The following is a 26274-nucleotide window of genomic DNA, read 5'->3' as shown; positions in this document are numbered from 1 at the left end:
CTAAAGAGAAAGTATAGTATAATGAGAAAAATATCAATGTACATTACAATAGTGGTGCTGCTTGTAAGCGTTGTCTTTGTCACAGGGGCAATGGCAGACGATGTAGCTCCCTTAATAAAACCACTGTTCTTTGACAGATCAGTTTTATCAGGATTGTATGTAGGAGATTATGCGGAAGAGGTAGCTACCATCAACATTCCTGAAATGGGCTATGGCATGATCCAGGTAACTTCATCATATTCATACCTGCGCCTGCAGCCCGGTGAAACAAGTTCCTTTACTGTGACAGTCACTAACAGGGATGATGAAGCAGTAAATATTGACCCTGTAATGGTATTGCCGTCCTACACTGAGAATTACCTTGAAAAAGAATGGGTAACAGTAATACCTTCAAACATAGTAATGCAATCCGATGAAAAGAAGGAATTCACAGTTGAAGTTGCAATACCTGATGACGCAGATCTGGGTTACTACAATGCTAATATTATCTTTGACAGGTCTGTAATAAGTGAAGGTGCTGAATCAAGTGTTGCCGATGAAAAAATATCCGCTTACTACTTATGGGAACACAATTGAACTTTCTGTAGAAGTGTGGATTCCTCCAAGCGTCCAAATATCAACCAACTATATCAACGACAGGGTTGAGGCAGGCAAAGAATATGACTACGAAATAAAACTTGTGAACGTTGGAGACGAGAATATTTCCATAACTCTGCAGCTTACAACCGGCAAGATCCTTCTGTAATATCATATTACGATAGCAGTCGTTCATCATTTGATGATGCATTTGCGGAAGATTCTGTCATCATAAACGCTCCTTCAAAAGTAAAAGCAGGCGAAACTGCAATCATAAAGATACACCTGAAAGTCCCGGAATCTATGCAGGGAAGCTACAGCACGGCCATTGATCTTGGAATTGAGGATCCTGCACTGGATGAATGGGAGAACCAGGTACAGTTTTATCTTAACGTTTGGGAACAACCATCAGAACCATTCGTGACAGAATTTGTTAGTTTCTCTGAAGCACCTATTAGGGTCGAGGTATCAATGAACCAGTATGGATATTCAAACTATGCCGGTTACAGTGGTGGGTCTGCAAAACAGCAGCCATCATTTGATATCGTACTGAAAAACGGTGATGAAGAAGTTGAACTAAAACTTGTAAAGGCTATTAGTAAGGGCTCAGTTAATTTCGGAAACAATGATATGATATTGTATTCAGCAGAGTCCTCTGCATACCAGCAGTATTCAACAACCTATACCGAGGTCTACGAAGCAACTGGTGCCATGGGGGAGTGGGAACTTAGCATAATTTCTGCAAACACAGATAACTTTGAATACAGTATTGCCGCAGGTGACAGTGAGTGATAGATTTCTGTCACTTTTTTATTTATCTCACTAGTTTGTAGTTGGAATCTCTGCAATTTTTCCATATTTCTTGTATTCTATAGTGCGATCTGATAATCCGTATCAGTATATTTTTATATAATAAAAAAATATATATCATCATTTAAGCTTATCCGTGAATTCGAGGGGAATTTATGAAAGAACAAGACGAAAGAAAATTTGATGACTTCAGGGAAATGTTCTCCAGATATCTGGAGACTGATGATCTCTCTGAGCAGGAATTTGAACTAAGATATCACATGATTAACTTTGTTAAGACTGCTTGCATTCAGACGCTGGTATCCTACTGATATATACAGAAAACACTTTCTATTAAAAAAAAGGGATTTCTGCTTGTATACCAAGCATTGGCTATCTAATTTCTTTTAATATTTGCAGCATTAATCTTTTCTTTACTTTTTTAGGGATTGATCATATACTCACAGATATGACCGAGGATAATCTTCATATCATTCCATATATATGGTACTGGCAAGAAAAACTCTCAAGGCATTCAATATCGTATATCAAAGATTCATTTAACAAGATTGAGGTTTTAAAGAAATCCCAGCAATCGGACGGATGACATAAAATGAGCTACAAAGTAGGAATCATGGGTGCTACAGGTGCAGTAGGTAGAGAAATAATTGAAGTATTGCACAACAGGAACTTTCCTGTAGAACAGCTAAGACTTTTTGCGTCAGTAAGAAGTGCAGGCAAGACAATGGATACTCCATTTGGAGAAATAACCATTGAAAATGCTGACCTTGCAGATTATTCAGAGCTTGATATTGCATTCTTTGCAATAAGTGGTGGCTGGAGCAAAGAAAATGCTAAGAAGGCAACAAGTGCAGGATGTTACGTGATTGATAACAGCAGTGCTTTCAGGTACGATGATGATGTGCCTCTGGTAGTTCCTGAGATCAATGCCAGTGCAATCGGGGATTCAAAGCTCATTGCAAACCCCAACTGTACAACTGCAATTGCAGCTATTCCTCTGTATGCACTTCATAAAGAATACGGTATAAAAAAGGTAATTATTAGTACCTACCAGGCTACAAGCGGAGCCGGTGCTGCAGGTATGAGCGAACTTTCAGAAGAGACACGCAATTACCTGGACGGTAAGGAAGTCGGAAACAAGGTATTTGCTTATCCAATAGCCTTCAATGCAATTCCGCATATCGATAGTTTCCAGGAAAACGATTACACACGTGAGGAAATGAAGGTCGTCTGGGAAACCAGGAAGATCTTCTCAGAGCCAGACATGTCCATAAGTTGTACCTGTGTAAGGATTCCCACCATGAGGGTGCATGCAGAAAGTATAGTAATCGAGACTGAAAAGCCTGTAAACCCAGAGGATGCAAAGAAGCTTTTAAACTCAGTTCAGGGTGTTGAACTGAAGGATGATATTACTAACAATGTTTATCCGATGCCAATAACTGCTACAAAGAAATACGATGTGGAAGTTGGCAGAATCAGGCAGAACATTGTGTTTGGTGACCATGGTCTTGAGTTCTTCGTATGTGGTGACCAAATTCTTAAAGGGGCAGCACTCAATGCTGTACAAATAGCTGAAAAGTTCTTATAGTCATAAAAAACGATGCATTTTGCATCGTGATCTATTTTTTGTTTTATTTTAAGATATGCCTGGTAAATTTTATTTGTTTTCAGGTAGTTCTTTTAACGGGGTTTTATTGTCCCGGGTGTAAAAATATGAATGAGATCAATATCTACATTGAAAAATTAAATAACAATACATTTCGCTCGTCTGATATCTCTCTTGTCCTTAAAGTCCTGCGTGAGAATGCAAAAAGTGGTCAGATAGAGTTAACTAAAAATGATGTCAGCCTGTTGCAGGTCTATACATTTGCATTGCAGCAACTTGAGCTTGTCAATGGAACTGCTTCTTTTTCAGTACATGCAGGAGACTGGCGTGAAACGGTTGATAATCTTTCCATGCTCAGACTGATAATTGATGGGATGGTACAGAAACAGGTAATATCGAACGTTTCATGGAATGCAGGTGGTCTGGCTATTTTTGATATTCCTGATCCGGGACATTACATGGAATATGTTTATTCTATGATACGTACTCTTCTGAACAGGTTGTATGAAAGGTATTTGTGATAAGTACTAGTAGCAGTTCTTCCAACACTGTAATGCATGTCATATCCCTTCAGGTGATGCTTTCATCTGGCGACTTAATATTTTTCTATAATCTACTAATTGTCAATCAGTTATCTTTATATAGAACTGCCTGCATCTAGATTGAGCAGTACAATTAATAGTACTTTATTTGACAAATATCACTCTATCTTTAATAGTACATTATGATTATTAGGAGGTTAAAAATTGGCAGGACAACCTACATACGCTTTAGGGAACAGAAACAAATCCCGTACAAGGGATGCTCAGAGCATTAATATCCTTGCAGGGAAAGCAGTTGCAAAGGCAGTAAGGACAACACTTGGTCCAAAAGGTATGGACAAGATGCTTATTGATGGACTTGGAGATATCGTCATCACTAACGATGGTGCTACAATCCTCAGGGAAATGGATATTGAACATCCAGCTGCAAAGATGGTAGTTGAGGTTTCAAAGACTCAGGATGACGAAGTCGGTGACGGTACAACAACTGCTGCCGTACTCACAGGCGAACTTCTCACAAAGGCAGAAGAGCTCATTGACAAAGGAGTTCACCCTACAATTATTGCAAGTGGTTACAGGCATGCAGCTAAGAAAGCTGTTGAGATCTTAAAGACCATTACAATTGATGTGTCTACAGATGACAGGGAAACCCTGATGAAACTGGCTAAGACCGCTCTCACCGGAAAAGCTGCAGGAGAGTACAAGGACTTCCTTGCAGAGAAAGCTCTTGATGCAGTTCTCTCAGTTGTGGAAGAAACTGATGACGGTATCAAAGTAGATGTTAACGATATTACTATCGAGAAGCGTGAAGGTGGCAGTATTCTTGACACAGAACTTGTCACTGGTCTTGTCATTGACAAGGAAAGGGTCAGGCCAAACATGCCTAAAAAGGTAGAGAACGCAAAGATTCTCCTTGCAAGCTTCGCAATTGAGCTCCAGAAGATCGAGAAGACCGCAGAGATTAAGATCACATCACCAGACCAGATGAACCTCTTCGTTGAACAGGAAGAGAAAATGGTAAAGGATATGGTCGACAAGATAATTGCTAGCGGTGCGACTGTGGTATTCTGCCAGAAGGCCATTGATGACCTTGCACAGTACTATCTTGAAAAAGCTGGTATCTATGCCTGTAGAAGGATCACAAAGAGCGACCTTCAGAAACTCGCAAAAGCAACTGGTGCAACTCTGTTCCAGGATGTAACTGACATCAGGCCGGAAGACCTTGGTTCTGCTGAGTCTGTGGAAGAAAGGGACATCCACGGTTCAAAGATGACCTTCCTCCTTGGATGCAAGGAAGAGAAGACTGCATCACTCATTCTTCACGGTGGTACATCACATATCGTCGACAGTCTCAACCGTGCACTTCACGATGCACTCTGTGTAATTGGTGTAGCACTTGAAGACAAGAAGATTGTTGCAGGCGGCGGTTCTCCGGAGATAGAACTTGCACTGAGACTCAGGGACTATGCAGCAACACTTAAGGGTAGAGAGCAGCTTGCAGTTGGTAAGTTTGCAGAAGCATTTGAAATAATTCCTCAGACCCTTGCTGAGAATGCAGGTCTTGATCCAATAGACAAACTCATTGAACTCCGCTCACAGCACGAGCAGGGTAACAAGAACATGGGTCTTGACGTCTACACTGGAAAGGTTGTAGACATGTACGAGAACAATGTCCTTGAACCACTCAGGATAAAGACCCAGGCAATTAACGCAGCAACAGAAGCAACAGTCATGATTCTCAGGATTGATGATGTTGTAGCTGCAAACCGCAGAGGCAGCGGAATGCCACCAGGTATGCCACAGCCTGATATGGATATGTAAATTTGTTTTTGGTGCAGGTTTTCCTGCACGTTTTTCTCTTTTTTAGATTGTACTTATTAATTTGTGTCCTTGCGCATAAGGGTTATATATTTTGTAAACCACTAACATTTCATTTAGTTGACAATATTATGTGAGCTCAGAATATCCAGTACAATTGGATTTTCACGACATGATATTTCCACAGACAACTGGTGATTTTCTATGGTAGAAAACGAATGCTCGTATAATAATAACATCCGATACATGGTTTTTGCAGCCATGTTTGCATCCATGATGGCAGTTGGTGCCTACATAAAGATCCCCGTGCCTGTAAGTCCTGTTCCCATTACACTGCAGACTCTTTTCATATTGCTGGCAGGAGCAATGCTGGGTGCCAGGTGGGGAACCATAAGTGTAATCGTATATCTGCTTCTGGGGATTGCTGGCCTTCCTGTCTTTTCAGGTGGCAGTTCCGGTCTGGGTATGTTTTTCGGTCCAACTGGTGGATATCTGCTAGGTTTTGTCTTTGGTGCTTTTGTAATCGGGCTTCTTTGCGATAGATATGGCAAGGACAAGGTACATTTCAATATACTGTTCATGTTGGCAGGAATCTTCATAATATATTCGTTAGGGATTTTTCAGCTCATGAACATTGCAAGCCTTTCTTTCCCCGAGGCGGTAGTGCTTGGTCTTGTTCCATACATTCCCGGAGACATCCTTAAGGTACTTGCATCATCGATCATTGCATCCAGATACTCTATTTAATGATTTACATGATTCACATAAACAATCTGAGCTATCGGTATCCTGATGGTACACTAGTACTTGATTCGGTATCTATGGATGTCCATAAAGGAGAATTTGTAGCCATAGCAGGGAAGAATGGGTCTGGCAAATCAACTCTTTTACGTCACATGAATGGTCTTATGCTTCCTTCTGAAGGTTCTGTTGTCGTAAAGGGAATGGATACTATTGACTCTTCCTTCATATTGAACATCCGTCAGATAGCAGGCATGGTTTTTCAGGATCCACAGTCACAGTTCATAGGGATGACTTTAGAAGAAGACGTTGCATTCGGTCCTGAGAACCTTGGTCTTCCACAGGAAGATATACGAAAGCGTGTGGATATGTCACTTCAGGATGTGGGGATGCAGGAGTACAAACACCAAACTCCTGGGTCATTAAGTGGGGGCCAGAAACAGAAAGTTGCATTGGCATCTATTCTTGCCATGAAACCTGAAATAATATTGTTTGATGAGGTTACTTCTATGTTGGACCCCTATTCACGGGGAGAGATTCTGGGTTTGATTACACAATTACATGAAAACGGGACAACTATTGTATATGTGACTCATCGTCTGGAAGAGCTTGTTCACGCAGACCGCCTTATAGTAATGGAAAATGGTCGTATAACACACAATGGCTACCCACGTGTTATATTAAGCCAGGGGAATGTTGTGGATTCCGGCTTTGAGTTTCCACCCGTAATTGAGCTGGCAAAAAGACTATGCGATTCCGGTTTTATAGATCCGGCATGTTTCCCGCTTTCCCGGGAGAAACTCATGGAGGCTTTATGTCAATTGATGTAAGGAACGTGAGTTTCTGCTATAACAAAGGAACGTCACTTGAAAGACGTGCACTGGACAATGTTAGCTTGTCTGTTGAAAAAGGTGAGTTCGTTCTTATCGGTGGTGAAGTGGGTTCTGGTAAATCTACCCTGATAAGGCACTTTAATGGTCTTCTGAAACCACAATCGGGTTTGGTGACTGTAAGTGGAATAAATTCCACAAATAAGGCCGTAAGATCCAAAGCAGTCCTTTTGATGCAATATCCTCAAAAACAACTCTTCGGAAAAACTGTATTTGATGATGTCTCTTTTGGACCGTCTAACTTTGGACTAAAAGGTGAGGCTCTTAATAAGCGGGTAATTGATGCTTTAAACCTTGTTGGCCTGGATCATAGTGTTTCTGCTCTTTCCCCTTTTAGTTTAAGCGGAGGTCAGATGAGGCAGGTTGCGCTGGCAGGAGTTCTTGCTATGAATCCTGAGTATCTCATACTTGATGAACCTACATCCGGTCTTGATCCCGAGAACCGATCTTTATTGCTTTCAACGCTGAAAAAACTCCATAGCACCGGGATTTCTGTTATTGTTGTTTCACATCAGGTGTGTGAACTTTTTCCCCTTGCGGAAAAGGTTGTCCTTCTTAAACATGGGTCTATAGCTTTCACCGGAACTCCTGCCGAGTACCTGAGATCAGTTTCATCTCCTTTGCCTGAGGTCACTCTCTTAATGAAAGAGCTTAATAAGGCTGGTTTTAATGTGCGTGATGATATTTTCTCTGCTGATGCAGCTTTCCATGAGATTAGTAATGCACTGGTGAAAAAAGGAGTGAAAAGATATGGATGACCTATTTTTATCTTTTGTTCCCGTCAATTCCATACTTCATAGGCTTGATCCCAGGACTAAGATAATTGGTCTTATGCTTGCAAGCATCTGCATTCTCAAAGCTTCATCGTTTATGGAAATTACATTGATAATGTTTGTTTTTTTAATTTTGCTCTTTATATGCCATCTGCCTGTAATGCACTTTGTGCGTTCAGTACGTCCAATGCTATTATTTTTTGCCATACTTTTTCTGGTCCAGCTTTTTTTCACGGAAGGAACGGTAATTTTCAGTTTCAAATGGCTTTCTGTAAGCTACGAAGGTCTTGTACTTGGTACTATCATAACACTGCGTTTTGTTTTCTTACTACTTTTTGCATCTTTACTTACAGCAACAACATCTCCTTCAAGGATTACTGCTGGTATTGAAAGTTTTCTTCGTCTACTACCACTGAAACACATTGGCATTTCCTCACATGATTTTGCTATGATGATGTCCCTGTCCATCTATTTCGCACCGCTGTTGTATGATAATTTCAGGAGCTTGAGGGACGCACAGATTTCTCGTGGCCTGGATATCAAAAAAGAACCGGTGAAAGCTATATTCTCTATTTCCATTCCTCTTGTGGCTACTTCTGTTCGCAGGGTGGAAGAAGTGGCCATGGCAATGGAAAGCCGTTGTTATTCTGGTATTGGACGGACATCTATGTATGTAATGGAATTCCGAAGAATGGACTACCTTTTCTATCTTTTGTATTTCTTTATTTTCAGTTTTTTTACTATGCCTTACTTTAAGGGATATATTATTATATGATCATATGCTCATATATCCATGGTATTTATAGGTCATATTTGTGCAGATGATGATACTATCACTGAAAAAGTCAGGAAATTACCTTCTGAAGAGTCAATATCCTCAATGTGTCAGATATTCAATGCTCTGCAGTGCACCACCCGCCTGAAGATTCTGTTTCTTTTGCTGCAGGGGGAAATGTGTGTGAGGGGGCTTGAGGATGCACTTGGAATATCCCAGTCTGCGATATCTCATAGCCTGAAAAATCTCAGGCAGCTTGATCTTGTAAGAGTAAACAAAGAAGGCAGGTTTGCAATTTACTATCTGGCTGATGAACATGTAGAACTATTCATGTCTATGTGCCGGGAACACGTGGAGGAAACAAAATAATGACATTGTCTGATTCTTTGCTATCTATTATTATCGGAGTTGCAGCAGAGTCGTGGGGTCTTTTTGAAGAGGCAGCACCCTATTTGATTCTAGGCTTTGCTATTGCAGGTCTTTTGCATGTGCTCGTACCTGATGAAAAAATACTGAAGTATCTGGGTAAGTCTGCAGGTAAGTTCAAGTCAGCCCTGAATGCATCTCTGCTCGGTATCCCACTGCCTTTGTGTTCATGTGGTGTAGTTCCAACTGCACTTTCTCTGAAAAACAGGGGTGCTACAAAGGGAGCAACACTTTCTTTCCTAATCTCAACGCCTGAAACAGGTGTGGATTCCATAGCTATCACGTATGCACTGCTGGATCCTATTATGACTGTTTTCAGACCTGTTGCCAGTATGACTACGGCACTGCTAACAGGAATAACAGAAAACATAATAGGCGGGAGAAAAGAAGATTCAACTCCAAAGAAAAACATTCTTATGATGCAGCCAATATCTGCATGCAGTGATTCCTCATGTTCCTGCAACACAGGGGCAGCTATCAGCAGCGATGTTTCACTGGTACGAAGGATGCTGGAAGGTTTGCGGTATGCTTTTGTTGAGCTTCTCGGGGATATTGCCGGATGGCTCATACTTGGAATTGTAATTGCAGGAATTGTATCCTACATGATACCTGCTGAGATAATAGGTGATTATCTTGGGGGTGGTATTTTCTCCATGCTTATTATGCTGGTTATAGGGATTCCGCTCTACATTTGTGCGACGGCTTCAACACCATTGGCAGCAGCTCTAGTTTCAAAGGGAATGAGTCCGGGTACAGCGTTTGTGTTTCTGCTTGCCGGACCTGCAACAAATGCAGCAACTATTACCATGGTTGCAAAGTTTCTGGGGAAAAGAAGCGCAACAATCTATCTTACAATGATTGCAGTGTGTTCATTGGCGTTTGGACTGTTGCTTGATGCAATCTATCTGAGATTAGGAATTGAGGCCAGTTCTATTGTTGGTAGTGCAAGCGACGTGCTGGCTCCCGGTATAAAAACTGGGTTTGCACTAATGTTGATACCTTTCATGGTCTATGGTGTATACAAGCAAAGAAGATAAAATAAGGATAGTTTATTGCTTTTTATGGAGTTCTCTCGAAAGAATTTCTGCCATTCTTTCTTTGAACTCATCTACAACTATGTCTTCCTTAGTATCAATTCTTAATTCAACATCATCAGGTCCTTCGATGTCATCACCCTGAGCAGGTATACTAATTATTTTCCCAAGGGAGCTGCCGTTTTTAATTTTTCCTTTGTCCCACGAAAAATCTTCATGTTTTGGCATAATGTTCCCATTTTAGATTTTAATAGATATAGCTACGATTAATAGGTTGTATGGTTGTATTATAGTGGAATCTGAAAGTATATACGGTTTTTGAATGGATATTTGAAAAATGGGGGATATTTCATTCCATCTTTTTCTCATTCCCAATAAGGACTTCACTCGACTTGATTATTGCAAATACTTTATCTCCTTCTTTTATGTCAAGTCTCTCAACCGCTTCGGAAGTAATAATAGATGTAAGTGTTGATGGTTCAATCTCCAGTCTGATCTTTGAGATAAGTCCTTCTGTTTCCACACCAACAACTGTTGCAGGGATTTTGTTACGTGCAGATATAGCAAGTCCTATGTTCTCCCACGAACCTTCATCTTCCATAGTATTGTTAATGAACTTCCTGTTCATTTCATATTCACTGATAAGCTTACGTCCTTCATCTGTGAGGATGGTTCCCTGGTTCTTTCCGCCTCTGATGGTGGTAACTACATCTCTCCCAAGTCTTTCACTGATTTTGTTCAGCACGTTCCAGGCGTGTTTGTAGGATATGTCCAGTTTTTCACAGGCTTTGCGAAGTGATTTTTCTTCATCTATTGTCTTAAGGAGTTCAACTTTTCCTCCACCAATTATTGGTTTTCCATCTTCTGCAAGCCATACCTTTGTTTTTGCTTCCATGATTACCTCCATTTATTATTCGAGGTCCGATTCATCAAAGATGAACAGTTCATCGATTGTTGTTTCAAGTACTTTTGCTACTTTATATGCAAGTTTTAGTGAGGGATTGTATTTCCCCTTTTCCAGAAAACCGATGGTCTCACGCCGCACGCCAACTTTGTTCGCAAGGTCTTCCTGGGTCATGTCATATCTGGCCCTGAGTTCCTTAATCCTCGTCTTCATTTAATCATCCCTTCATTTTCCGGATTATTCAATGTCCCCTTTCCTGAAAAGAGGTGAAATCACAAGTGCCTTTTTTATATCTATAAAATCTATAATATAATATAAATTGGTGATAAAATGGTATATGATAAGGAAGGATTTGAAAAATGGATTCATGATAGAAATATATCACAATCGGATATTAACATACTGTGGCAATATTACAGGAAATCTATTAATGATGGTTTGAAAGAAAGGACAATTGATAATCACATCAAAGAAACCATATATCTAATTGAATTTGTCAAAAAACCACTACAGGATATCACAAAAGAAGATGTGGAGAATTATGTATTCCGCCTTGAAAACAGGGTACGTGACGGTGAAATAGAAAAAAGTACTGCTACACAACAAAAAATAAAATTTAAACAATTGTTAAGAGGTATAGGTAAAGCAGATACTGTAGACTGGATTAAAACAAAGAAGGTCAAATCCAACCCTAAAAATAAAGATGATTTGCTTACAATGTCAGAAATCGAATTAATGATTAATAAGTGTTCTCAAGTGCGTGATAAGGTTATAATCGCTTTGCTCTATGATAGTGGTTGTAGAGTCGGAGAATTATGTAACCTTAACATAGGTGATGTTGAGTTCAAGGACAAAAAGGGTACTTACATAAAACTTGATGGTAAAACAGGTGAAAGGGAAATACTGCTTTTTAGTTCAGTGCCTTATATTCGTGAATGGCTCAATAGTGAGCATTGCAGGGATAAAACCCCTGATGAACCATTGTTCTTCAATATCGGATATCAACACCAACGATTGACAGATAAGGTTGTTCAGGCAATGATACGTAAAGTTGCACGAGATGCAAAAATAACAAAACGAGTTCATCCGCATTTATTTCGACATTCACGGTTAACACAGTTAGCACAATCCCCAGAGATAAATGAGTTTGTCATGCGTGAGTTTGCAGGTTGGGAAATGTCCAGTACAATGCCTTCTATCTACATACATATGGCACAAGAAACCACCCATAATGCATTAAGGCGGATGCACGGTGAAGAAGTAGATAAAACAGAGATTGAAGAGCCAATACTTCAAAATTGGGTTTGCCACAATTGCAATGAGAATAACGGTAGTTCTAATTTACATTGTTATAAATGTGGAGTAGGAAAGGATTCCCCTATCGTAAACACAGATGATTTTATCGATAAAGTTATGGATAAACTACTCATTAAGATTAAACAAGGTGATGTAACCGCAATGCAGATGTTGAAAAATATACAAAATGCAAAGAAACCGAACAATCCCGATGATGCAAGACCATATGTTGATTTGTATGGGTTTCCAACCGACAATTCGAATGATGATATTCCAGATACGGATATGTCACTTGAAGAAGTACGTGCAAGGCAAAAGGAATTACAGGACATGGAAAAATTACAGGATGAGGGCTAAAATAAAGCCCATAGTGAACATTTTTTAGTTCAGGCATATGAACCCATGCCCTTATATCCGATGGTGCGATTTGACCCGGATTTTTACAATATTTTTATTATCTTTTTTACTTTTATTTTTTCCATAATCGTGAAAGTCAAAAACATTTATATACGCTCACAAATAATATTTTTACATCAAATATAAAAATAATATGAAGGAATCCGTATGAAAAAAATCACAAAAAAAAGTACAGCCAATCGAAATAAAATCGAAGATAATATCTATAAGTATCTATTATCAGCATCAGCCTTTGTGGTGGGGGTAACGTTCCTTTTATACTTACTTGACTTCGTATCATTCGGTAAAGGAACATTCATATTCATTAGTGTGTTGGGAATCGATGCTGTGTTCCTTATGCTCACAGACGATGACCTCGATATCGGCCGAACAATCGGAGCAATCATAGGATTTGCAGTCGGGATAGTCCTCACGGTGACCATATCACCAATCACGACCCCAATCGGAATAGCAATCATTGCTTTTACCGCTTTTAAGCTAGGTTGGTTAGGGGAGAATATGACTACAAAATTTAGTGGAAATTGAGATAACAAGAGATGAGTGGGTGGGGGAGTGATTAATCATGACAATTGGAACCCCACCCAAGAGGTTTTGACGGAATGGAAACCGCCAGTCGATGGTATGCCGTTGGTTGTTGATGGTATGCACTTCAATGTATATTTATAAGTATATATAACTGTTTTGATACTGCAACTGGCACACCCTTTCCCAGTTACGATAATTTTTATAAACATGTATTTAAATAAATCAAAACTTGCACATGTCAAAGGGTTTTCTTGTTCTCATACACAACCATAAATCGAATGCAAGAAGCTTCATTTTCAGGGTGTATCTTTATAAATGTTAGTGATAATATAGGTATGATTAATAATATACTAATAAAGGTAAAAAAATGTCTGAATTCAAAGCATACGGAATAACGCTCACCAAGAAAGTGAGTAAACGATTAGAAGAAGAACGTGGGTACGTCCCAAGAAGCACATACATCAATCATGTGTTAGAAGGCTATTTCGAGGAGAAAGGTGACTAAGAACACGAACTTTGTCATTGAAGCGGCAAATCCGCCACATTGTACAGACTATCGAACACAATAAAGGTGAAACAAAATGGAGATGCGAAAATGAATCTCTCTAAAATATAAAAATAAAAGGCATGGAACAGAATTTGCGGTTCTTTTTCCGTGCAGGATTAGATTTCAATGGTAAACAATAGTAATTATAGTAATGATAAATATAAATGTTTCTGTCTGTATAAAGACGAGTCACCAAGTCCACTGACTCAAAACAAAGAATTAGTCATTAACTCTGGTATTCCTGGTAGTGGAAAGAGTTACGATATTCAAAAATATGTCAATGAACATCCTGATAAAAAGTTCCTAATAATTGCACCGAGGCATGCATTACTTGATGAGTATGATGTTAAATTAACAAACGATCATGTAGTAATCAAGTCCATGAAAGATACATGTGCAGAGTGGGATAATGATACATCTATTGAGAAATTGCATTCTTCTGGTGTAAATCCATACATAATTTGTATCAACAGAAAATGTCATGGTGATTGTGATTATAAAGAACGGTGGAAGAAAGTACGTGACAGAGAAGGTTATATTGCAGTTAATATTTGCTGCACACCTGAAATAATGACTATTTGGAATTATCAGGATTTCGATGGTGTATTCATAGATGAGAGATGTGCAAATAGTTATGATTTAGAATTTGATATCGAGCATATTTTAAAAAATCTGCACAAGATTGTTTCTGAAGGTCAGATGAAGCAACATATCTATGATGATATTGAGAAGCATCTTAGAATTAAAGATGTTCATATGATTGAGCAGTATGGTTCTAGTATTGATGATATGATATACAGATATAATGTGATGATATGTGAAAAATATGCAAACATGAATATGAGAATTAAGAAGGCAAAATGGTGTCTGCTTAGATTCTCGGACGTTGTTGCATATTTAAACTTTTACAATGCTATGAAACATATTGAGGATGATGAAAAAAAACGTGAATGGGAAGGTATGTGTACTCAGGCAGTTAGAGAAATTGCAATGGTCAATTGTGAAATCTCTCAATTAAAAATATGGGGCAATAAATGCAAGGAAGTTGAAGGTTCTGAGATTGCACAAAATATGAATAATGAGAAGATTGCTGAGTTACAAGAAATGAAGATGCAGTTATTTTCAAATATTGCTAATTTAGCTAAAGTAAATAATATAAATAGTACATTCGATACGAGTTTCGAGTTGGAACATATCGATGATGAATATATGTTTGCATGTATTAAGAGCTTCAGGACACATTATAGGATAGCAGATGATGTAGATGCAGCTATTAAAGTTAAGTTCATGCACATGTTGTTTTATATGCACATGAACTCTTGCAGGAAAATTGAGATGGCAGATGCAACCTTACAATTCAGGCAGGAATATTTCTTGAAGGATTTGATGGAGTTCAAGCAGTGGTTTCCCGAATATAAAGTTAAAGTAACAATGAAAATTGCTACAAAAGAAAGTGATTCTGTAATATGGATTCCATCAATAATAACTGACACTATGACACGTACAGGCAATGAAAATAGGAACGAGTGGAATAAAAATTATCGTAATATATTGAGAATGGCACAAAAGCAAGTGAAAATTGGGAAGAACGTCTGTGTCATCACTTATATGGACAAAATTAATTTTACTGATGATGAAAAAGATGATGGCACAATATTTACACTTCCCGCTCTATACTATAAGAGTGCTCCGGGAGTAAATAAATGGGAAGATTACAATGCAGTGTTTGTAGTTTGTACTTGGATTCCACACCAAGACGAACTTGAAGGTTTTTGGAATGAGTATTATTTGAAGGAACATGGCAAGATGCCCGGTTTCAAATGGATTACAAATCATAAAGAAAGAACCGTAATGCCATCACATCCATTGGTTAGAGATTTATTTATAAAATTTATTCTCAATGGAGAAATCTACAATACATTACATAGGCTCAGACCTGCAAATAAACAAACTGATATGTTCTATTGTGCTTATAATATTCCGCCTGCTTTGAAGGAAGAATTCAAAGTTATGGTTTGTTAAAAAACCTCTATATTAATTAAGGGAACAGGGGAAGCCGACCGATGCGTTTCAGAAAATAATTTTCGTTCCCAAATACACGGTTTTTAAGTCAAAAAACCAACGATTTTTCGCTATCAATAAGAACTGTCAAAACGATTGACAGAGCAAATTAAAAAATGACTGTCAATCGTTTATACTGTTTGGGACGTATACTTATTTTTAAACTTTGTAAATAAACTTATTCGATAGCGGCTAATTTCCAAATGATTGTTTTACCACTCACGAACAAACCAATTATTCCGGTTTTAAAATACAAATCATACATTCATGGAATTTTCTATACAATCTTTCCCCAACAAAATAATAAATACGGTATAAGTACGAGCAACAAAACCGCACACTGAAGAAGTACTTATTTAAATACACACGGATAAGTTATAAGTGAATAACCAAATGCAAGAGCACCACTGGATGAATTCACAGACGGTGACTGGAAAAATGATAATCCGCATGGGAAGCTGCTATACTGATAATATGAGAATACGGCAAGTAGATTCTATACATAGACAAAGAATGAATTTTATTTCCAGAGAACTGATGGAAATACTTGATTATAAGTTCAACATTACTATAAACAACCGTAAACTAAAAAAAGAACAATCTCTTTTATCCAATATTTTGAGTTAGGTGATTAATATTAAACCAATAGCTATTCCATTTAGAGAATTGCTCGAAGAATTTACACGTGATGATATTGAATCTCTATTGGACGGTTTCAAGTGTTCTAGAGAAAGCTTTATCGAAGGATTCGTTCGTGACAAATGTGTACATTCTGAAAATATGGGAGATACAAAATCATACTTCATTTTAGATGAAAATAGTGATGATTTGTGCATTTTAGGATATTATGCATTAACATTAAAAGTTATTTATCTTGCAGAGATAAGTGGCGGTAAAGCTAAAAAATTACATCAAAAAGAAAAGACAAATTTATATATTCCTACTTATTATATTGCGTTATTAGCTAAAAATGATACCTATAAAGAATCCATAGAAGGGAAATATGTATTAGAAAGTGCTCTAGCAACTATACAAACTGCTGCGCAAAGTGTTGGCGGCAGAGTCGTATGGGTTGAAGCTAAAAAAGAACATAGAGGTGTTGTTGAATTTTATCAAAATAATGGATTTACTGAATTTCAAGTAGAAGAACAATCTGATGGATTTTATTCTCATTTATTGAAAATCGTGTAAATGAAGAATGATAAGTTTTTATAGGATAATGTAATTGCTTGGATACTTAATAAATAATAGATTGAATCTTAAAATTCTAGCGTGCGATATATGTACAAGTTATAACTTATTATAGAATGGAGAAAAAAAGCCAAACATAGGAGAAATAAAAATGGCTGGAAAATACTTATTGCAAAACTGCCTTTGTGTGGAAGATGGTGTAGCAGTTAATACTGTAAATACTCTTATACAAGAAGAAAGTCCACAGCGTGTGTACACATCTGCATTTAATAGAGTCCCTCAGGAAAGAAGGGCTTTTTTAAAGAAAGTAAAAATTAACAAAGCATAAACTTTGTTTTTACTTTTTCTTAATCTGTCTTCCTTAATTTTGTTATATCATTTGTTTTTATCATTATGTATTGGTTGTTTTTAATAATAGCTTCTTATAGTTATAAAAAATAACTACTTTTCAGTTTAAGCTCTAGCACATTCTGAAACGTATACGTTAAGGTTGTAGGATTGAAATGCTGACACCTTGCAACCTTGATATTAAGTCTGCTTTTCACTAAGACGTATTCTAATTCTTGAATTTTGTAGCATAAATGCAGGTATCTTACAACTTTTCTGTAATATCACCGCATCATCTGACTATTCAATGTACGACAATCTTAATTCATGCGTATCTTACAACTTTTCTATATTTTGACTTTGTCGTATATACATTCCTGTAATCATTCAAAGATACATTCATTTTCTTTCATACTGCCATGATATTACAATTTAATATGAAATAATCGCATAGCATAGACATGTTATCATTTTGAATTTTATACGAATGTTTATATATGGGTATAGACAGCTTTAATATTGTCTATATAAGCAGGTGATTTGAAATCAGATACAAAAAGTTCACCCTAAAAAATAAAATTCTTGCATGTATCGGTGATGATGCATTAAGTGGAAAAGAAATACGTGAACGTGTAGGTTATCCTTCAAATCAATATCGTAATTGGAACTCCGAACTTTATGTACTCAAAAAAAGAGGATATTTGAAAACTAAAAAAGATAGCAATCCCATGCTTTTTTCGTTAACAAGTAAAGGAAAACGCCATCATGAGAACCCATACATTTGGTTGGAAAAGAAACGTAGTAAAAAGCAGATTATTTATCAAAATGACATATCCGGTGAATCCAATGAATCTGGTGACTCTCATACATCGGGTGGTTCTTATGTATCCGGTGGTTCTGGTGTCGGAAATAATGCAGATAACACGCACCTACTTGAAGAATTATCCGAAAAAGATTCTCAAATAATGAGACTTCAAGAGGTCATACGAACCTTGTCAGAGGAAAAATACGAAACAAAACAACAATTGCATAAAATTACAAATCCTGGACCAATTGACCCGATGAAAGAAAAGATGCTCAATGATAGGAAAAAGGCACGTTACAGCATCGCACAGAAGTGGTCACGTAGATACCTTACTTATGAATTTTTCCGTGAATGGACTAGTGAATTTCCGTATATGATGCGTGGACACAAGAAACTCAAACGGAATTGTGTTGAGATATTAGGTCGAAATAACCCCGAAATTGCAAGAGGACACGTAGACCACGCACTACGACCTCAAGAGATAGCAGCAGCTCAGTTCAGAATTACCGAAATCAAGGAAAATGGGCTTTTGATAGAGTCAGAAGCACTTGCAGGTGGTAAAAAATTATTAGTATGGTGATTTAAATGAAAAAAAACACAGATACAAGTATAAAAATAAATGAAGACGACGACGAACAACCAAACAATCAGGAACAATCGAAATTAGAATTAAAAGACCTCTTGTATTTTTGGGAGTCAATCAGTTGTTGGGAGAGAGACCAGTCGCTTAATACCGTTTGTGAATTGATGGATGAGACGGATATAAAAATGTGTGAGCAAATCGAATATCTCGTCCGGTACAACAACATTGAGAAACAATCGGGAACAAAACCATGTTCACCAAGTGAAGAACCTTATCCAAAGAAGAAACCAAATTATGAACAGAGCATGAAAATCATACGGACACTTTCACATGCTGAGCTTATACAACTTGGTGAATATTGTGGAATGAACACGCCAAAAATGAGTCTGTTGAAGGTTTCAGATTTGCAAAAAGTGTACGATGAAGCGTTGACATGCCGGAGTATTACGTTATTCTTTGGAATAAGGAACTATATAGGCGAGAAGTATCTGTGAATTCACATATCCTCTGTATTTTTTCTATATGTAGCACCCTCCGACACATGCCACCACTTTGTTACTTCGTCTGTGGTGGCAGTCTACTACTGCTTACCACATGCTCGTCAGCACTTACATATAGAACTCTAAAAACTATCTCAAACAATTAAAGATGCAGGTATAAATGACAGATGATACATGTATTTGTTGTGGGCAATCTTTACATACTCAAGGTAAACCATTATGTCACTATTGCTTGTACAGGTCTGAGATTGGTACTGCAAAATATCTCATGTTTAAAGCTATGCTATCCAATGGTAATGAGTTCTTTACTATCAATGAGATATTAGATATGACAAATGAACGTAGACGTTCATTGGGTTTGTCTGAAGTCAAATATCATGCCATACAAACGATTTTACGGAGATACTCTAAGTTCTATAACGATAGAAAAATTAAAGGTAGTGGATATCTCTTATTAGTGCAACCGGATAAAAAAGGTAATAATGGTAGACCAAAATTAAAATTTAAACTAAGTGCTCGTCTTGTAAAACGATTTAAAAAATATGATAATAGATGGAATAGTGGACTTCCAGTTAATATTAGAAATAAGAATGGTGGTAAGTTCAAGATGACGATGGATTATAAATCACGTTCAAATTCAATAAGAATGAGATTAAAAACTGGAATTATTCAACCATACGAGCATATGATATATTTGAGTAAAATTAATTTAATTGCTTGAACCGTCCTCGTCAGATACAATGACTTATTACCACCTATAAATCCAAAATCTTCCCATTAACCCTTAACCACTCTTTCCGTTGTTCATAATCCGGCATTATTGTTTTAATGGAATCCCAATATTCCTTTGAGTGGTTCTTATGCTTCAAATGACACATTTCATGAACCACCACATAATCGATAATTGAGGTATGTGCCATAACAATTTCTATGAAATGGTTATTAATATCATGCCATGCTGGATGCTGTCGAGATAAAATATAACGAACTGAAGTATCCTCACCTGTCAGGCACGGACTGGCTACATATCTGCTCTCACAGTGCGTTCCTATGGAAGTTATTTCGTTCAGGTTGAATCATAGTAGTACGATGACCACTGCGAAATATTATGCCAGGATTACGCCAGACATTGAGAGGGATTTGATTAAGCAGCATGTGGCGAGTTTTATGGGAAAATGAAAAGAAAAGTATTAATAAATCTGTTTATTTCGCTCGGAATGTAATATACATTCCAAACATGAAAAATTAGACTGTAATTATTAGACAATGACTATTCCTACCATTGCCGATCTATGGTCCTATCCAATCATCAATAAGCGGGTCTGTAGAAAACCTATCAAAATCAGACTCAATTGACTGAAAATAGCTAATTTATTCAATAACATATAGCACTTTCAAAATTATTGTTCACTTTGATTTACGTTTGAATATTGAGGATTTCTACAGAGCCGTTTTTGGAGCTAATTAAATATCCTCAGAATACACAATTGAGTTACAATTGTCTTTATATATAATAACCCATTTATATATTGTGAGGAATATGATTGATAACCGTGGCCAGATGCACATAGATTACCTAATAGGCATCGCTATTTTTCTGACAAGTGTCATATTTGTATTCTCATACACAGCAGGGCTTTTCACCCCTTTCCAGTCAAACTCAGATGAAGTGACGCTCATAGCTGACAGGATCTCAACAAATATGGTTGAACAAAACATGAGTGCTGGAAATCCTCAAACACCTAATCTGCTCAATGGCACAAAAGTTGATGATTTCTTTAATCAAGATTATGAAAGTACAATTGATTACTATGGAATGAGTAGTTCCTACTTGCGGTATGACTTCAACATCACACTGGAGAGCATCCCATCGGGTTCACTCATTTATTCCACAGGCAAACAATTGCCCACACAGGGAAACATAGGTCAGACTAAAAGAATAGTTATTGTCCGGAATGAAAATACCAGGAATGAAACTCAGAGAATGCTATTTGTGAGGGTGTGGTAATATGGTCACTGGAAAAATTCCGTGCAATATCAAATTCGATACATCAGCCCAGTTACACACTCTGGAAGCTCTCATGGGCCTCATTATTGTCACAGGAATAATAATATTCACAGTGCAGGCAACTTCACTTACCCCCCTTACATCCTCAACGGCAAATGCACACATAGAAGCACAGCTTCAAACCCTGGCACAGGATATGTTGACCATGCTCGACCATTCCCAATCAGGACATAATTCCAGTCTCAAAGAAGACATATTGGACTGGGACGGAGATGAGTATAGCTGGAATTCTACAGATTACGTATCTGAAAACAAGAACACCCTTGAAAACAGCTCGACCGCTGATCTATTGATGGCTGTAATCACTCCCAAAGGTATAGCACACAATGTGCAATTTGCTGTAATCAATGATGCAGGAGCCGTAATGCCCCTGGACTACATCTACAATGGCGAGCCTTCAGATAACGCCGTAATAGTGTCCAGAAGAGTACTGTTGTCAGATTCGGATATACCAAATTCATCTCAATTCCAATCCTACACGGGCATAGCAGATGCTGATACAAGTACGGACTTCTATAATCTCATTGACGTGAAAATGATTTTATGGAGAATGTAAAAAGAGGGTGTTAACATGAAAAGACTGAACGAATCCGGACAAATGATATTAATTGCCAGTTTTATAATCGGAATAGGCATCGTAGTCCTGACTGTCATGCTTAACAACATCGTCTATGCAAGCAACACGGCCTCAGAATCCAGTATCGAGACAAACGTCTTTGATTTTTCCAACGTTGTGCAGACCACTACCGAAGCTTATGAAAAGGCTTATGCAGACTCAAATAATGGATATGACAATGCAACATTCGATGCCTACATGGCGAACTACTCGGAAAAGATGACAGAGAGCTATTCGCTTTCAGGCTTCATGTTCTCCCTTGACTCTGGTGCATTGCAGGACACCTATTTGAGTCAAAATGGACTCGGTAATGGGAACAACGACTGGGCCGTCATTGAAAGAGTCAATTACACTGATGCCTTCTTACTAGGCAGACTTAACGTGTCCACTCTGGGAAATGAATCAAATAAGTTTGTAATAGAAGCAAACAATCAATCAGGCACTACAATCTGGTCAGCCAGCTTTTTCAATTCAAGTGGCAACATCAACCTCAATGTATGCAACAGTAGCTCCATACTGAATTCTAAAAATGATTCATTTTCCGAAATCAACATTACCTACAATGAAATTGATGGAGGGTTCTTCGATTTCGATTTCTCCAACCAAGTCGCAGGTGAAACCTACAGTATCAAATTCATAAATGGAAGCCAGGCCATGGGCACTTTTCTCATGTCAGGTGATCTTGTCAACAGAGACCCGTTCTACATTGAAAGAGTAGAAGTCGTCAATAGTACAATGAAACTGAACAAGAACGGACATCTTGAGATCAATGTGACAATACCTATTACGTTACCGAAGGGGCAGATATGATTCGGCAATTCAAAGATGACGAGAGAGCGGTATCCATCACAGTAGGATTCATATTGACTATGGCAATTACAGTAATAACTATGATGGTTGTGATTAGCTCTTTCTATAGTATGATGGACAGGGCGGAACAAACCATAATGCGAGATGAGTTTGAGATACACGGGAACGATATGGCATTGCAGATATCCAATATCGATACTGCTGTGCAGATAACCAGAAGTGCAGGAGGAGAAGTAGGCAGTTTCTTCTTCCAGTTACCACTTCCGGATGAGATTGCGGGACAGCAATATTCAATGGAATTATCAAACCAGACCGATGAGATCATATTTGAATCCCATGGAAAAGATGCAACCAGACTAAAAGTACCTTACAAAGTACACGAAACCGAAGTGGCATCGGTAAAATTGTTCAGTGGATCAGATGAATTCATATTGTACTACAATCCAGCCTCAAATATGATAGAAATATATTAAAAACAGGAAGAGTTGCATGAAAAATAATTTTACTAAATCGGATGATGCAGTATCAGAAATGATAGACTACAGCATCATTCTAAGCATCATACTTCTTGCAACCGGAATCATCGTAGTAGCTGGCGTGCCGATGTTAGAACATATGCAGGAAACCCAGCACACCGAGAATATAAAGCAAAGTTTTCAGGTGCTTGCACCAAATGTGAATAAAGTAGTATTCGGGAATGCCCCTGCTCAGTCAGTTGAGCTGAAAATGTACGGTGGGTCTCTTTCTGTTAAAAAGAATAATTACATCAATATCAGCATGCAGGTCTGGAACAATTCAGCGGGTTCCTCTGAAACATTATCATTTGGAAAGCAGATGAGAAATATAGAGAATGATTTTCAGGATACTTTGATTTCTTATGAAAATAGCGGTGTTTGGGTCAGATACAGTTCAGGAGAGTCAATCATGCTTGTACAGCCACGTTTCACCTATGCAAATAATGTACTTATGATACCGGATGCAAGTATGTCAGGCAGCAGTTCGGTTTCCGGATCAGGACTTGTACGTGTTACTGCTGATGCAGGAAGAAGATCCATTGAAAGCTACCAGAATGTATCACAGGTCAACATAACGATAACTAGCGATTACTTTGAAGCATGGGAAAGATACCTGAACGAACATCTTGATATGTCAACCATAGATGTTAACGAGACGGCTCTAACTGTTTTAGCAGGTAAGAGTTATACCGAAAATATAGATGTATACATCGTCAAGGCGACTATGGATGTAACTATCGATTAATGATCATATGGAGTGAAAAAATGGGAAAGGATTTGTCAGGGAATAAATTTGCTGTTTCGTCAGTTATAGGAATCATAGTAATGCTGGCAATCACTCTCCTGTCAATAGGCATAATGTTACTCTACACCATGCCTGCAATAGATAGCATGCAAGATATGGCCAAGGCCCAGAAAATAGAACAGGCTTTTACGGTTTTTGACTCAAGGACAAGCAAAGCAGCCCTTGGAGAATCACCTCTTCAGACAACCGGACTTTCCCTGATGGGTGGTAATGTTGAAGTGAGAGGAGAGGAGGATGCCTACAATGAAAGCCGGATAATGATCATAGGACTTTCAGCCGATTCTACATGGTATAATGAATTTTACAATAATAGTGGCTATTGGAACGCATGGGCAGACTATAAGAATAAGACAGACTTTGCAGGATTTAACGCATCGATGGGAAAAATCGTATACACATACAATGATCGCATAATTGCATATGAGGGCGGAGGAGTCTGGTCCAAATATCCCACAGGCGGAACAATAATGATATCGCCTCCTGAGTTTCACTTCAATGGTGAAACCCTGACACTTCCCATTATGCAGATAAAAGGGAATACTTCCATTGCAGGAACCACCGATGCATCAATCTCCATTGCATCCTCCAACGACCCTGAGATATTATTCCCGAATACCATCCTCAACAGTATTTTTGTCAATCCACTTGATGTTGACAAGATAATCATTTACATCCAGAGCGAGTTCTATGACGGTTGGGCAGACTATGCAGAAACTCTTATATCCACCACAGCAACCCTGGATTATGAGAACAAGACAGCTATTATCGAACTGGATACAGAACCAGAAATGGGAACGATTAGTCCTTTACCAAATTCGTTTAAGATTCCCGCTTTGAACCACACTAACACCACACCATTTGACAATTTCTCATTTTATTTATTTACTAGTGATGATTCAAGTTTCTTTGTGGCCTCGGGGATGACCCTAACTGCCACATCCGGAACGAAAACCCTCGTATATAGCTTCTATAAGAAAGACAAGGCTAATATAATACTGGCTGCAGCCCCGTCTATGACTTCTTATGGACTCGAATATACCGATAGTTCAGTAGGAATTAGCGAAATATGGGAAAGCAGTTCTGGCAGTACTTTTCCCGTTAATGGACAAAAAACCCCTACAAAGCAGGCAGAATCCACAATCGATATCATCAGTGATACTTACCTGATGTATTACGACACCAGTAATAGTGAGTACTCATGGGGTCCTGTCGGCTCCACCTCTTCAACTCCAGACATAACTATAACAGATAGTAACGCAAATCGCACCCAGTCATTGAACAACATTACTCATCACTATATGAAACTCTTGGCACAAGATGGTACGATCGAATGTACTCTAGAAGAGAAGGGTAATCAAAAAATTGAGTTTGAGAAGTCCTCATATACCATACTTTATGACGCGGAGGGTCCTATACTCACTTTCCTGCACGTGACGAGAAACGAGCTTGAAGCTACCATCGATTAAGTGCTTGGGCAAATCCGAACAGCCTTAAAGAAAACCTTAAATCCGGCACACCCATTAACAAATCTCATTAAAGTGAACTCATGAAGAAAGTAATCATTGAAACCGACAAAGGAACCATTGTTCTGGAACTGTTCGAGAAAGATGCACCAAAAACCGTGACAAACCTCGAGAAACGAATCAAAGAAAGGGTCTATGACGGACTCACATTCCATAGAGTAATTCCAAACTTTATGATCCAGGGAGGATGCCCATCAGGAACCGACCCATGTGGCCCGGATATTCAATAAAGTGTGAAACAAAAAATAACCCACGTAAACACGGCAAAGGTACACTTTCAATGGCACATGCCGGAAAAGACACAGGTGGAAGCCAGTTCTTCATTACACACTCAGTACAGCCACACCTTGACGGCGTACACACTGTATTTGGTCAGGTAATTGAAGGCATGGATGTCGTCAATAAGATCAAAGGAAAAGATGTAATGAAAAAGTTCACTGTTCTGGAAGAGTAACTCAATGAACCTATCTCAAAACTATAAATACTACTTCGTAGGATTTTATTATGGGGATATGAATGGAATTCAGAGAACTCTCTGATGAGCAATGGATATTTATTCGACCGCATTTACCACCACAACCAATAACTGGAAGAAAGAGAGCTGATGACTGTAAGGTCATCAGTGGTATTCTCTTTGTCCTGATAACCGGTTGTAGATGGGGGGATATGCCAACTAGCTATGGTTCCAGAGCAACTGCCTGGAGAAGGCTAAAAAGGTGGTCAAAGGAAGGAGTATGGAATGAGATTATGGAATCCCTTCGGGATTCCGCTTACCAGAAAGGTAAGTTCT

35 protein-coding genes are annotated in these 26274 nt (G+C 38.3%); 31 read left to right on the top strand and 4 right to left on the bottom strand.

What is annotated here, in order from left to right:
• Nucleotides 1-21 precede the first annotated feature (21 nt).
• From QZZ23_RS11085 to QZZ23_RS11025, 13 genes are all read left to right on the top strand, one after another.
• The gene (locus QZZ23_RS11085; protein ID WP_292470061.1) at nucleotides 22-576 is read left to right on the top strand and encodes a hypothetical protein; all 555 of its coding nucleotides are present in this window, start codon (nucleotides 22-24) and stop codon (nucleotides 574-576) included.
• Nucleotides 536-745 (top strand): hypothetical protein, encoded by a 210-nt coding sequence (locus tag QZZ23_RS11080; protein WP_292470059.1) that lies wholly within the window; start codon nucleotides 536-538, stop codon nucleotides 743-745. The genes QZZ23_RS11085 and QZZ23_RS11080 overlap by 41 nt, the downstream gene beginning before the upstream one ends.
• Before the next feature lie 134 nt (nucleotides 746-879).
• On the top strand, nucleotides 880-1368 hold the full coding sequence (locus tag QZZ23_RS11075) for a hypothetical protein (protein ID WP_292470057.1): 489 nt from the start codon (nucleotides 880-882) through the stop codon (nucleotides 1366-1368).
• A gap of 173 nt (nucleotides 1369-1541) precedes the next feature.
• Entirely contained in the window at nucleotides 1542-1697 is a 156-nt protein-coding gene (locus QZZ23_RS11070) for a hypothetical protein (protein WP_292470054.1), read from the top strand.
• A gap of 281 nt (nucleotides 1698-1978) precedes the next feature.
• On the top strand, nucleotides 1979-2974 hold the full coding sequence (locus tag QZZ23_RS11065; protein WP_292470051.1) for an aspartate-semialdehyde dehydrogenase: 996 nt from the start codon (nucleotides 1979-1981) through the stop codon (nucleotides 2972-2974).
• A gap of 125 nt (nucleotides 2975-3099) precedes the next feature.
• Complete coding sequence (locus QZZ23_RS11060) at nucleotides 3100-3513, top strand: hypothetical protein (protein WP_292470049.1); 414 nt, start codon at nucleotides 3100-3102, stop codon at nucleotides 3511-3513.
• 225 nt (nucleotides 3514-3738) lie between these two features.
• Nucleotides 3739-5355 (top strand): thermosome subunit alpha, encoded by a 1617-nt coding sequence (gene thsA / locus QZZ23_RS11055; protein ID WP_292470047.1) that lies wholly within the window; start codon nucleotides 3739-3741, stop codon nucleotides 5353-5355.
• Nucleotides 5356-5556: 201 nt separating this feature from the next.
• Nucleotides 5557-6099, top strand: a complete 543-nt coding sequence (locus tag QZZ23_RS11050; RefSeq protein ID WP_292470045.1) for a biotin transporter BioY — start codon at nucleotides 5557-5559, stop codon at nucleotides 6097-6099.
• The gene (locus tag QZZ23_RS11045) at nucleotides 6099-6923 is read left to right on the top strand and encodes an energy-coupling factor transporter ATPase (protein WP_292470043.1); all 825 of its coding nucleotides are present in this window, start codon (nucleotides 6099-6101) and stop codon (nucleotides 6921-6923) included. The genes QZZ23_RS11050 and QZZ23_RS11045 overlap by 1 nt, the downstream gene beginning before the upstream one ends.
• Nucleotides 6908-7741, top strand: a complete 834-nt coding sequence (locus tag QZZ23_RS11040; RefSeq protein ID WP_292470040.1) for an ATP-binding cassette domain-containing protein — start codon at nucleotides 6908-6910, stop codon at nucleotides 7739-7741. Before QZZ23_RS11045 ends, QZZ23_RS11040 begins: the two co-directional genes overlap by 16 nt.
• Nucleotides 7734-8531, top strand: a complete 798-nt coding sequence (locus tag QZZ23_RS11035) for an energy-coupling factor transporter transmembrane protein EcfT (RefSeq protein WP_292470037.1) — start codon at nucleotides 7734-7736, stop codon at nucleotides 8529-8531. The genes QZZ23_RS11040 and QZZ23_RS11035 overlap by 8 nt, the downstream gene beginning before the upstream one ends.
• 18 nt (nucleotides 8532-8549) lie before the next feature.
• Nucleotides 8550-8900, top strand: a complete 351-nt coding sequence (locus QZZ23_RS11030) for a metalloregulator ArsR/SmtB family transcription factor (protein WP_292470034.1) — start codon at nucleotides 8550-8552, stop codon at nucleotides 8898-8900.
• Nucleotides 8900-9994 (top strand): SO_0444 family Cu/Zn efflux transporter, encoded by a 1095-nt coding sequence (locus QZZ23_RS11025; RefSeq protein WP_292470032.1) that lies wholly within the window; start codon nucleotides 8900-8902, stop codon nucleotides 9992-9994. Before QZZ23_RS11030 ends, QZZ23_RS11025 begins: the two co-directional genes overlap by 1 nt.
• A gap of 12 nt (nucleotides 9995-10006) precedes the next feature.
• Here QZZ23_RS11025 and QZZ23_RS11020 read toward each other — a convergent pair whose 3' ends face one another.
• From QZZ23_RS11020 to QZZ23_RS11010, 3 genes are all read right to left on the bottom strand, one after another.
• Entirely contained in the window at nucleotides 10007-10219 is a 213-nt protein-coding gene (locus QZZ23_RS11020) for a hypothetical protein (protein ID WP_292470030.1), read from the bottom strand.
• Between the two features lie 121 nt (nucleotides 10220-10340).
• Nucleotides 10341-10886 (bottom strand): molybdenum-dependent transcriptional regulator, encoded by a 546-nt coding sequence (locus QZZ23_RS11015; RefSeq protein ID WP_292470027.1) that lies wholly within the window; start codon nucleotides 10884-10886, stop codon nucleotides 10341-10343.
• 15 nt (nucleotides 10887-10901) lie between these two features.
• Nucleotides 10902-11108 carry a helix-turn-helix transcriptional regulator gene (locus QZZ23_RS11010; protein WP_292470024.1) on the bottom strand — a complete coding sequence of 69 codons (207 nt, stop codon included), beginning with the start codon at nucleotides 11106-11108 and terminating at the stop codon, nucleotides 10902-10904.
• A 117-nt stretch (nucleotides 11109-11225) separates the two neighbouring features.
• Between QZZ23_RS11010 and QZZ23_RS11005 the strand changes: the two genes are divergently transcribed.
• The 9 genes from QZZ23_RS11005 (at nucleotide 11226) to QZZ23_RS10965 (ending at nucleotide 19868) form a co-directional block, all read left to right on the top strand.
• On the top strand, nucleotides 11226-12548 hold the full coding sequence (locus tag QZZ23_RS11005; protein WP_292470022.1) for a tyrosine-type recombinase/integrase: 1323 nt from the start codon (nucleotides 11226-11228) through the stop codon (nucleotides 12546-12548).
• 294 nt (nucleotides 12549-12842) lie between these two features.
• Nucleotides 12843-13133: a hypothetical protein gene (locus QZZ23_RS11000; protein ID WP_292470019.1), complete on the top strand. Its 291-nt coding sequence runs from the start codon at nucleotides 12843-12845 to the stop codon at nucleotides 13131-13133.
• Nucleotides 13134-13500: 367 nt separating this feature from the next.
• Complete coding sequence (locus tag QZZ23_RS10995; protein ID WP_292470017.1) at nucleotides 13501-13638, top strand: hypothetical protein; 138 nt, start codon at nucleotides 13501-13503, stop codon at nucleotides 13636-13638.
• Between the two features lie 168 nt (nucleotides 13639-13806).
• The gene (locus QZZ23_RS10990; RefSeq protein ID WP_292470015.1) at nucleotides 13807-15702 is read left to right on the top strand and encodes a hypothetical protein; all 1896 of its coding nucleotides are present in this window, start codon (nucleotides 13807-13809) and stop codon (nucleotides 15700-15702) included.
• A 666-nt stretch (nucleotides 15703-16368) separates the two neighbouring features.
• Nucleotides 16369-16932, top strand: a complete 564-nt coding sequence (locus QZZ23_RS10985) for a hypothetical protein (RefSeq protein WP_292470011.1) — start codon at nucleotides 16369-16371, stop codon at nucleotides 16930-16932.
• A gap of 151 nt (nucleotides 16933-17083) precedes the next feature.
• On the top strand, nucleotides 17084-17260 hold the full coding sequence (locus tag QZZ23_RS10980; RefSeq protein ID WP_292470008.1) for a hypothetical protein: 177 nt from the start codon (nucleotides 17084-17086) through the stop codon (nucleotides 17258-17260).
• 700 nt (nucleotides 17261-17960) lie between these two features.
• Nucleotides 17961-18644: a hypothetical protein gene (locus tag QZZ23_RS10975; RefSeq protein ID WP_292470004.1), complete on the top strand. Its 684-nt coding sequence runs from the start codon at nucleotides 17961-17963 to the stop codon at nucleotides 18642-18644.
• 5 nt (nucleotides 18645-18649) lie between these two features.
• Entirely contained in the window at nucleotides 18650-19141 is a 492-nt protein-coding gene (locus QZZ23_RS10970; RefSeq protein WP_292470000.1) for a hypothetical protein, read from the top strand.
• 166 nt (nucleotides 19142-19307) lie between these two features.
• On the top strand, nucleotides 19308-19868 hold the full coding sequence (locus QZZ23_RS10965) for a hypothetical protein (protein WP_292469998.1): 561 nt from the start codon (nucleotides 19308-19310) through the stop codon (nucleotides 19866-19868).
• Nucleotides 19869-19902: 34 nt separating this feature from the next.
• On the opposite strand, the gene QZZ23_RS14710 is transcribed toward QZZ23_RS10965, so the two are convergent.
• Nucleotides 19903-20067, bottom strand: coding sequence for a M48 family metallopeptidase (locus QZZ23_RS14710; protein ID WP_366931348.1), 165 nt, complete (start codon nucleotides 20065-20067; stop codon nucleotides 19903-19905).
• A 620-nt stretch (nucleotides 20068-20687) separates the two neighbouring features.
• Between QZZ23_RS14710 and QZZ23_RS10960 the strand changes: the two genes are divergently transcribed.
• From QZZ23_RS10960 to QZZ23_RS10920, 9 genes are all read left to right on the top strand, one after another.
• Entirely contained in the window at nucleotides 20688-21155 is a 468-nt protein-coding gene (locus tag QZZ23_RS10960; protein WP_292469996.1) for a hypothetical protein, read from the top strand.
• Between the two features lies 1 nt (nucleotide 21156).
• The gene (locus QZZ23_RS10955; protein ID WP_292469994.1) at nucleotides 21157-21771 is read left to right on the top strand and encodes a hypothetical protein; all 615 of its coding nucleotides are present in this window, start codon (nucleotides 21157-21159) and stop codon (nucleotides 21769-21771) included.
• Between the two features lie 15 nt (nucleotides 21772-21786).
• Complete coding sequence (locus QZZ23_RS10950; RefSeq protein ID WP_292469992.1) at nucleotides 21787-22641, top strand: hypothetical protein; 855 nt, start codon at nucleotides 21787-21789, stop codon at nucleotides 22639-22641.
• Nucleotides 22638-23114 carry a hypothetical protein gene (locus QZZ23_RS10945; protein WP_292469990.1) on the top strand — a complete coding sequence of 159 codons (477 nt, stop codon included), beginning with the start codon at nucleotides 22638-22640 and terminating at the stop codon, nucleotides 23112-23114. The genes QZZ23_RS10950 and QZZ23_RS10945 overlap by 4 nt, the downstream gene beginning before the upstream one ends.
• A 16-nt stretch (nucleotides 23115-23130) precedes the next feature.
• Nucleotides 23131-23901 (top strand): hypothetical protein, encoded by a 771-nt coding sequence (locus QZZ23_RS10940; RefSeq protein WP_292469988.1) that lies wholly within the window; start codon nucleotides 23131-23133, stop codon nucleotides 23899-23901.
• Nucleotides 23902-23921: 20 nt separating this feature from the next.
• Nucleotides 23922-25427 (top strand): hypothetical protein, encoded by a 1506-nt coding sequence (locus QZZ23_RS10935; RefSeq protein ID WP_292469986.1) that lies wholly within the window; start codon nucleotides 23922-23924, stop codon nucleotides 25425-25427.
• A gap of 80 nt (nucleotides 25428-25507) precedes the next feature.
• Complete coding sequence (locus QZZ23_RS10930; RefSeq protein WP_292469984.1) at nucleotides 25508-25714, top strand: peptidylprolyl isomerase; 207 nt, start codon at nucleotides 25508-25510, stop codon at nucleotides 25712-25714.
• Nucleotides 25672-25938, top strand: coding sequence for a peptidylprolyl isomerase (locus QZZ23_RS10925; protein WP_292469982.1), 267 nt, complete (start codon nucleotides 25672-25674; stop codon nucleotides 25936-25938). The genes QZZ23_RS10930 and QZZ23_RS10925 overlap by 43 nt, the downstream gene beginning before the upstream one ends.
• Nucleotides 25939-26000: 62 nt before the next feature.
• Nucleotides 26001-26274 (top strand): transposase (locus QZZ23_RS10920; protein ID WP_292469979.1); only part of this gene is annotated, 274 nt, incomplete at its 3' end.

Origin of the sequence: Methanolobus sp., from assembly GCF_016278385.1 — an archaeon.
Lineage (GTDB): Archaea > Halobacteriota > Methanosarcinia > Methanosarcinales > Methanosarcinaceae > Methanolobus.
Note: the sequence above shows the minus strand (reverse complement) of the source record. Positions and strands in the feature narration are given on the sequence as shown.

What these genes read in the sequence shown, in the direction of transcription:
- QZZ23_RS11085 (WP_292470061.1), top strand. Translation starts at nt 22, where the DNA reads ATGAGAAAAATATCAATGTACATTACAATAGTGGTGCTGCTTGTAAGC.
- QZZ23_RS11080 (WP_292470059.1), top strand. Translation starts at nt 536, where the DNA reads ATGAAAAAATATCCGCTTACTACTTATGGGAACACAATTGAACTTTCT.
- QZZ23_RS11075 (WP_292470057.1), top strand. Translation starts at nt 880, where the DNA reads ATGCAGGGAAGCTACAGCACGGCCATTGATCTTGGAATTGAGGATCCT.
- QZZ23_RS11070 (WP_292470054.1), top strand. Translation starts at nt 1,542, where the DNA reads ATGAAAGAACAAGACGAAAGAAAATTTGATGACTTCAGGGAAATGTTC.
- QZZ23_RS11065 (WP_292470051.1), top strand. Translation starts at nt 1,979, where the DNA reads ATGAGCTACAAAGTAGGAATCATGGGTGCTACAGGTGCAGTAGGTAGA.
- QZZ23_RS11060 (WP_292470049.1), top strand. Translation starts at nt 3,100, where the DNA reads ATGAATGAGATCAATATCTACATTGAAAAATTAAATAACAATACATTT.
- QZZ23_RS11050 (WP_292470045.1), top strand. Translation starts at nt 5,557, where the DNA reads ATGGTAGAAAACGAATGCTCGTATAATAATAACATCCGATACATGGTT.
- QZZ23_RS11045 (WP_292470043.1), top strand. Translation starts at nt 6,099, where the DNA reads ATGATTTACATGATTCACATAAACAATCTGAGCTATCGGTATCCTGAT.
- QZZ23_RS11040 (WP_292470040.1), top strand. Translation starts at nt 6,908, where the DNA reads ATGTCAATTGATGTAAGGAACGTGAGTTTCTGCTATAACAAAGGAACG.
- QZZ23_RS11035 (WP_292470037.1), top strand. Translation starts at nt 7,734, where the DNA reads ATGGATGACCTATTTTTATCTTTTGTTCCCGTCAATTCCATACTTCAT.
- QZZ23_RS11030 (WP_292470034.1), top strand. Translation starts at nt 8,550, where the DNA reads ATGGTATTTATAGGTCATATTTGTGCAGATGATGATACTATCACTGAA.
- QZZ23_RS11025 (WP_292470032.1), top strand. Translation starts at nt 8,900, where the DNA reads ATGACATTGTCTGATTCTTTGCTATCTATTATTATCGGAGTTGCAGCA.
- QZZ23_RS11020 (WP_292470030.1), bottom strand. Translation starts at nt 10,219, where the DNA reads ATGCCAAAACATGAAGATTTTTCGTGGGACAAAGGAAAAATTAAAAAC.
- QZZ23_RS11015 (WP_292470027.1), bottom strand. Translation starts at nt 10,886, where the DNA reads ATGGAAGCAAAAACAAAGGTATGGCTTGCAGAAGATGGAAAACCAATA.
- QZZ23_RS11010 (WP_292470024.1), bottom strand. Translation starts at nt 11,108, where the DNA reads ATGAAGACGAGGATTAAGGAACTCAGGGCCAGATATGACATGACCCAG.
- QZZ23_RS11005 (WP_292470022.1), top strand. Translation starts at nt 11,226, where the DNA reads ATGGTATATGATAAGGAAGGATTTGAAAAATGGATTCATGATAGAAAT.
- QZZ23_RS10995 (WP_292470017.1), top strand. Translation starts at nt 13,501, where the DNA reads ATGTCTGAATTCAAAGCATACGGAATAACGCTCACCAAGAAAGTGAGT.
- QZZ23_RS10990 (WP_292470015.1), top strand. Translation starts at nt 13,807, where the DNA reads ATGGTAAACAATAGTAATTATAGTAATGATAAATATAAATGTTTCTGT.
- QZZ23_RS10980 (WP_292470008.1), top strand. Translation starts at nt 17,084, where the DNA reads ATGGCTGGAAAATACTTATTGCAAAACTGCCTTTGTGTGGAAGATGGT.
- QZZ23_RS10970 (WP_292470000.1), top strand. Translation starts at nt 18,650, where the DNA reads ATGAAAAAAAACACAGATACAAGTATAAAAATAAATGAAGACGACGAC.
- QZZ23_RS10965 (WP_292469998.1), top strand. Translation starts at nt 19,308, where the DNA reads ATGACAGATGATACATGTATTTGTTGTGGGCAATCTTTACATACTCAA.
- QZZ23_RS14710 (WP_366931348.1), bottom strand. Translation starts at nt 20,067, where the DNA reads ATGGCACATACCTCAATTATCGATTATGTGGTGGTTCATGAAATGTGT.
- QZZ23_RS10960 (WP_292469996.1), top strand. Translation starts at nt 20,688, where the DNA reads ATGATTGATAACCGTGGCCAGATGCACATAGATTACCTAATAGGCATC.
- QZZ23_RS10955 (WP_292469994.1), top strand. Translation starts at nt 21,157, where the DNA reads ATGGTCACTGGAAAAATTCCGTGCAATATCAAATTCGATACATCAGCC.
- QZZ23_RS10950 (WP_292469992.1), top strand. Translation starts at nt 21,787, where the DNA reads ATGAAAAGACTGAACGAATCCGGACAAATGATATTAATTGCCAGTTTT.
- QZZ23_RS10945 (WP_292469990.1), top strand. Translation starts at nt 22,638, where the DNA reads ATGATTCGGCAATTCAAAGATGACGAGAGAGCGGTATCCATCACAGTA.
- QZZ23_RS10940 (WP_292469988.1), top strand. Translation starts at nt 23,131, where the DNA reads ATGAAAAATAATTTTACTAAATCGGATGATGCAGTATCAGAAATGATA.
- QZZ23_RS10935 (WP_292469986.1), top strand. Translation starts at nt 23,922, where the DNA reads ATGGGAAAGGATTTGTCAGGGAATAAATTTGCTGTTTCGTCAGTTATA.
- QZZ23_RS10930 (WP_292469984.1), top strand. Translation starts at nt 25,508, where the DNA reads ATGAAGAAAGTAATCATTGAAACCGACAAAGGAACCATTGTTCTGGAA.
- QZZ23_RS10925 (WP_292469982.1), top strand. Translation starts at nt 25,672, where the DNA reads ATGCCCATCAGGAACCGACCCATGTGGCCCGGATATTCAATAAAGTGT.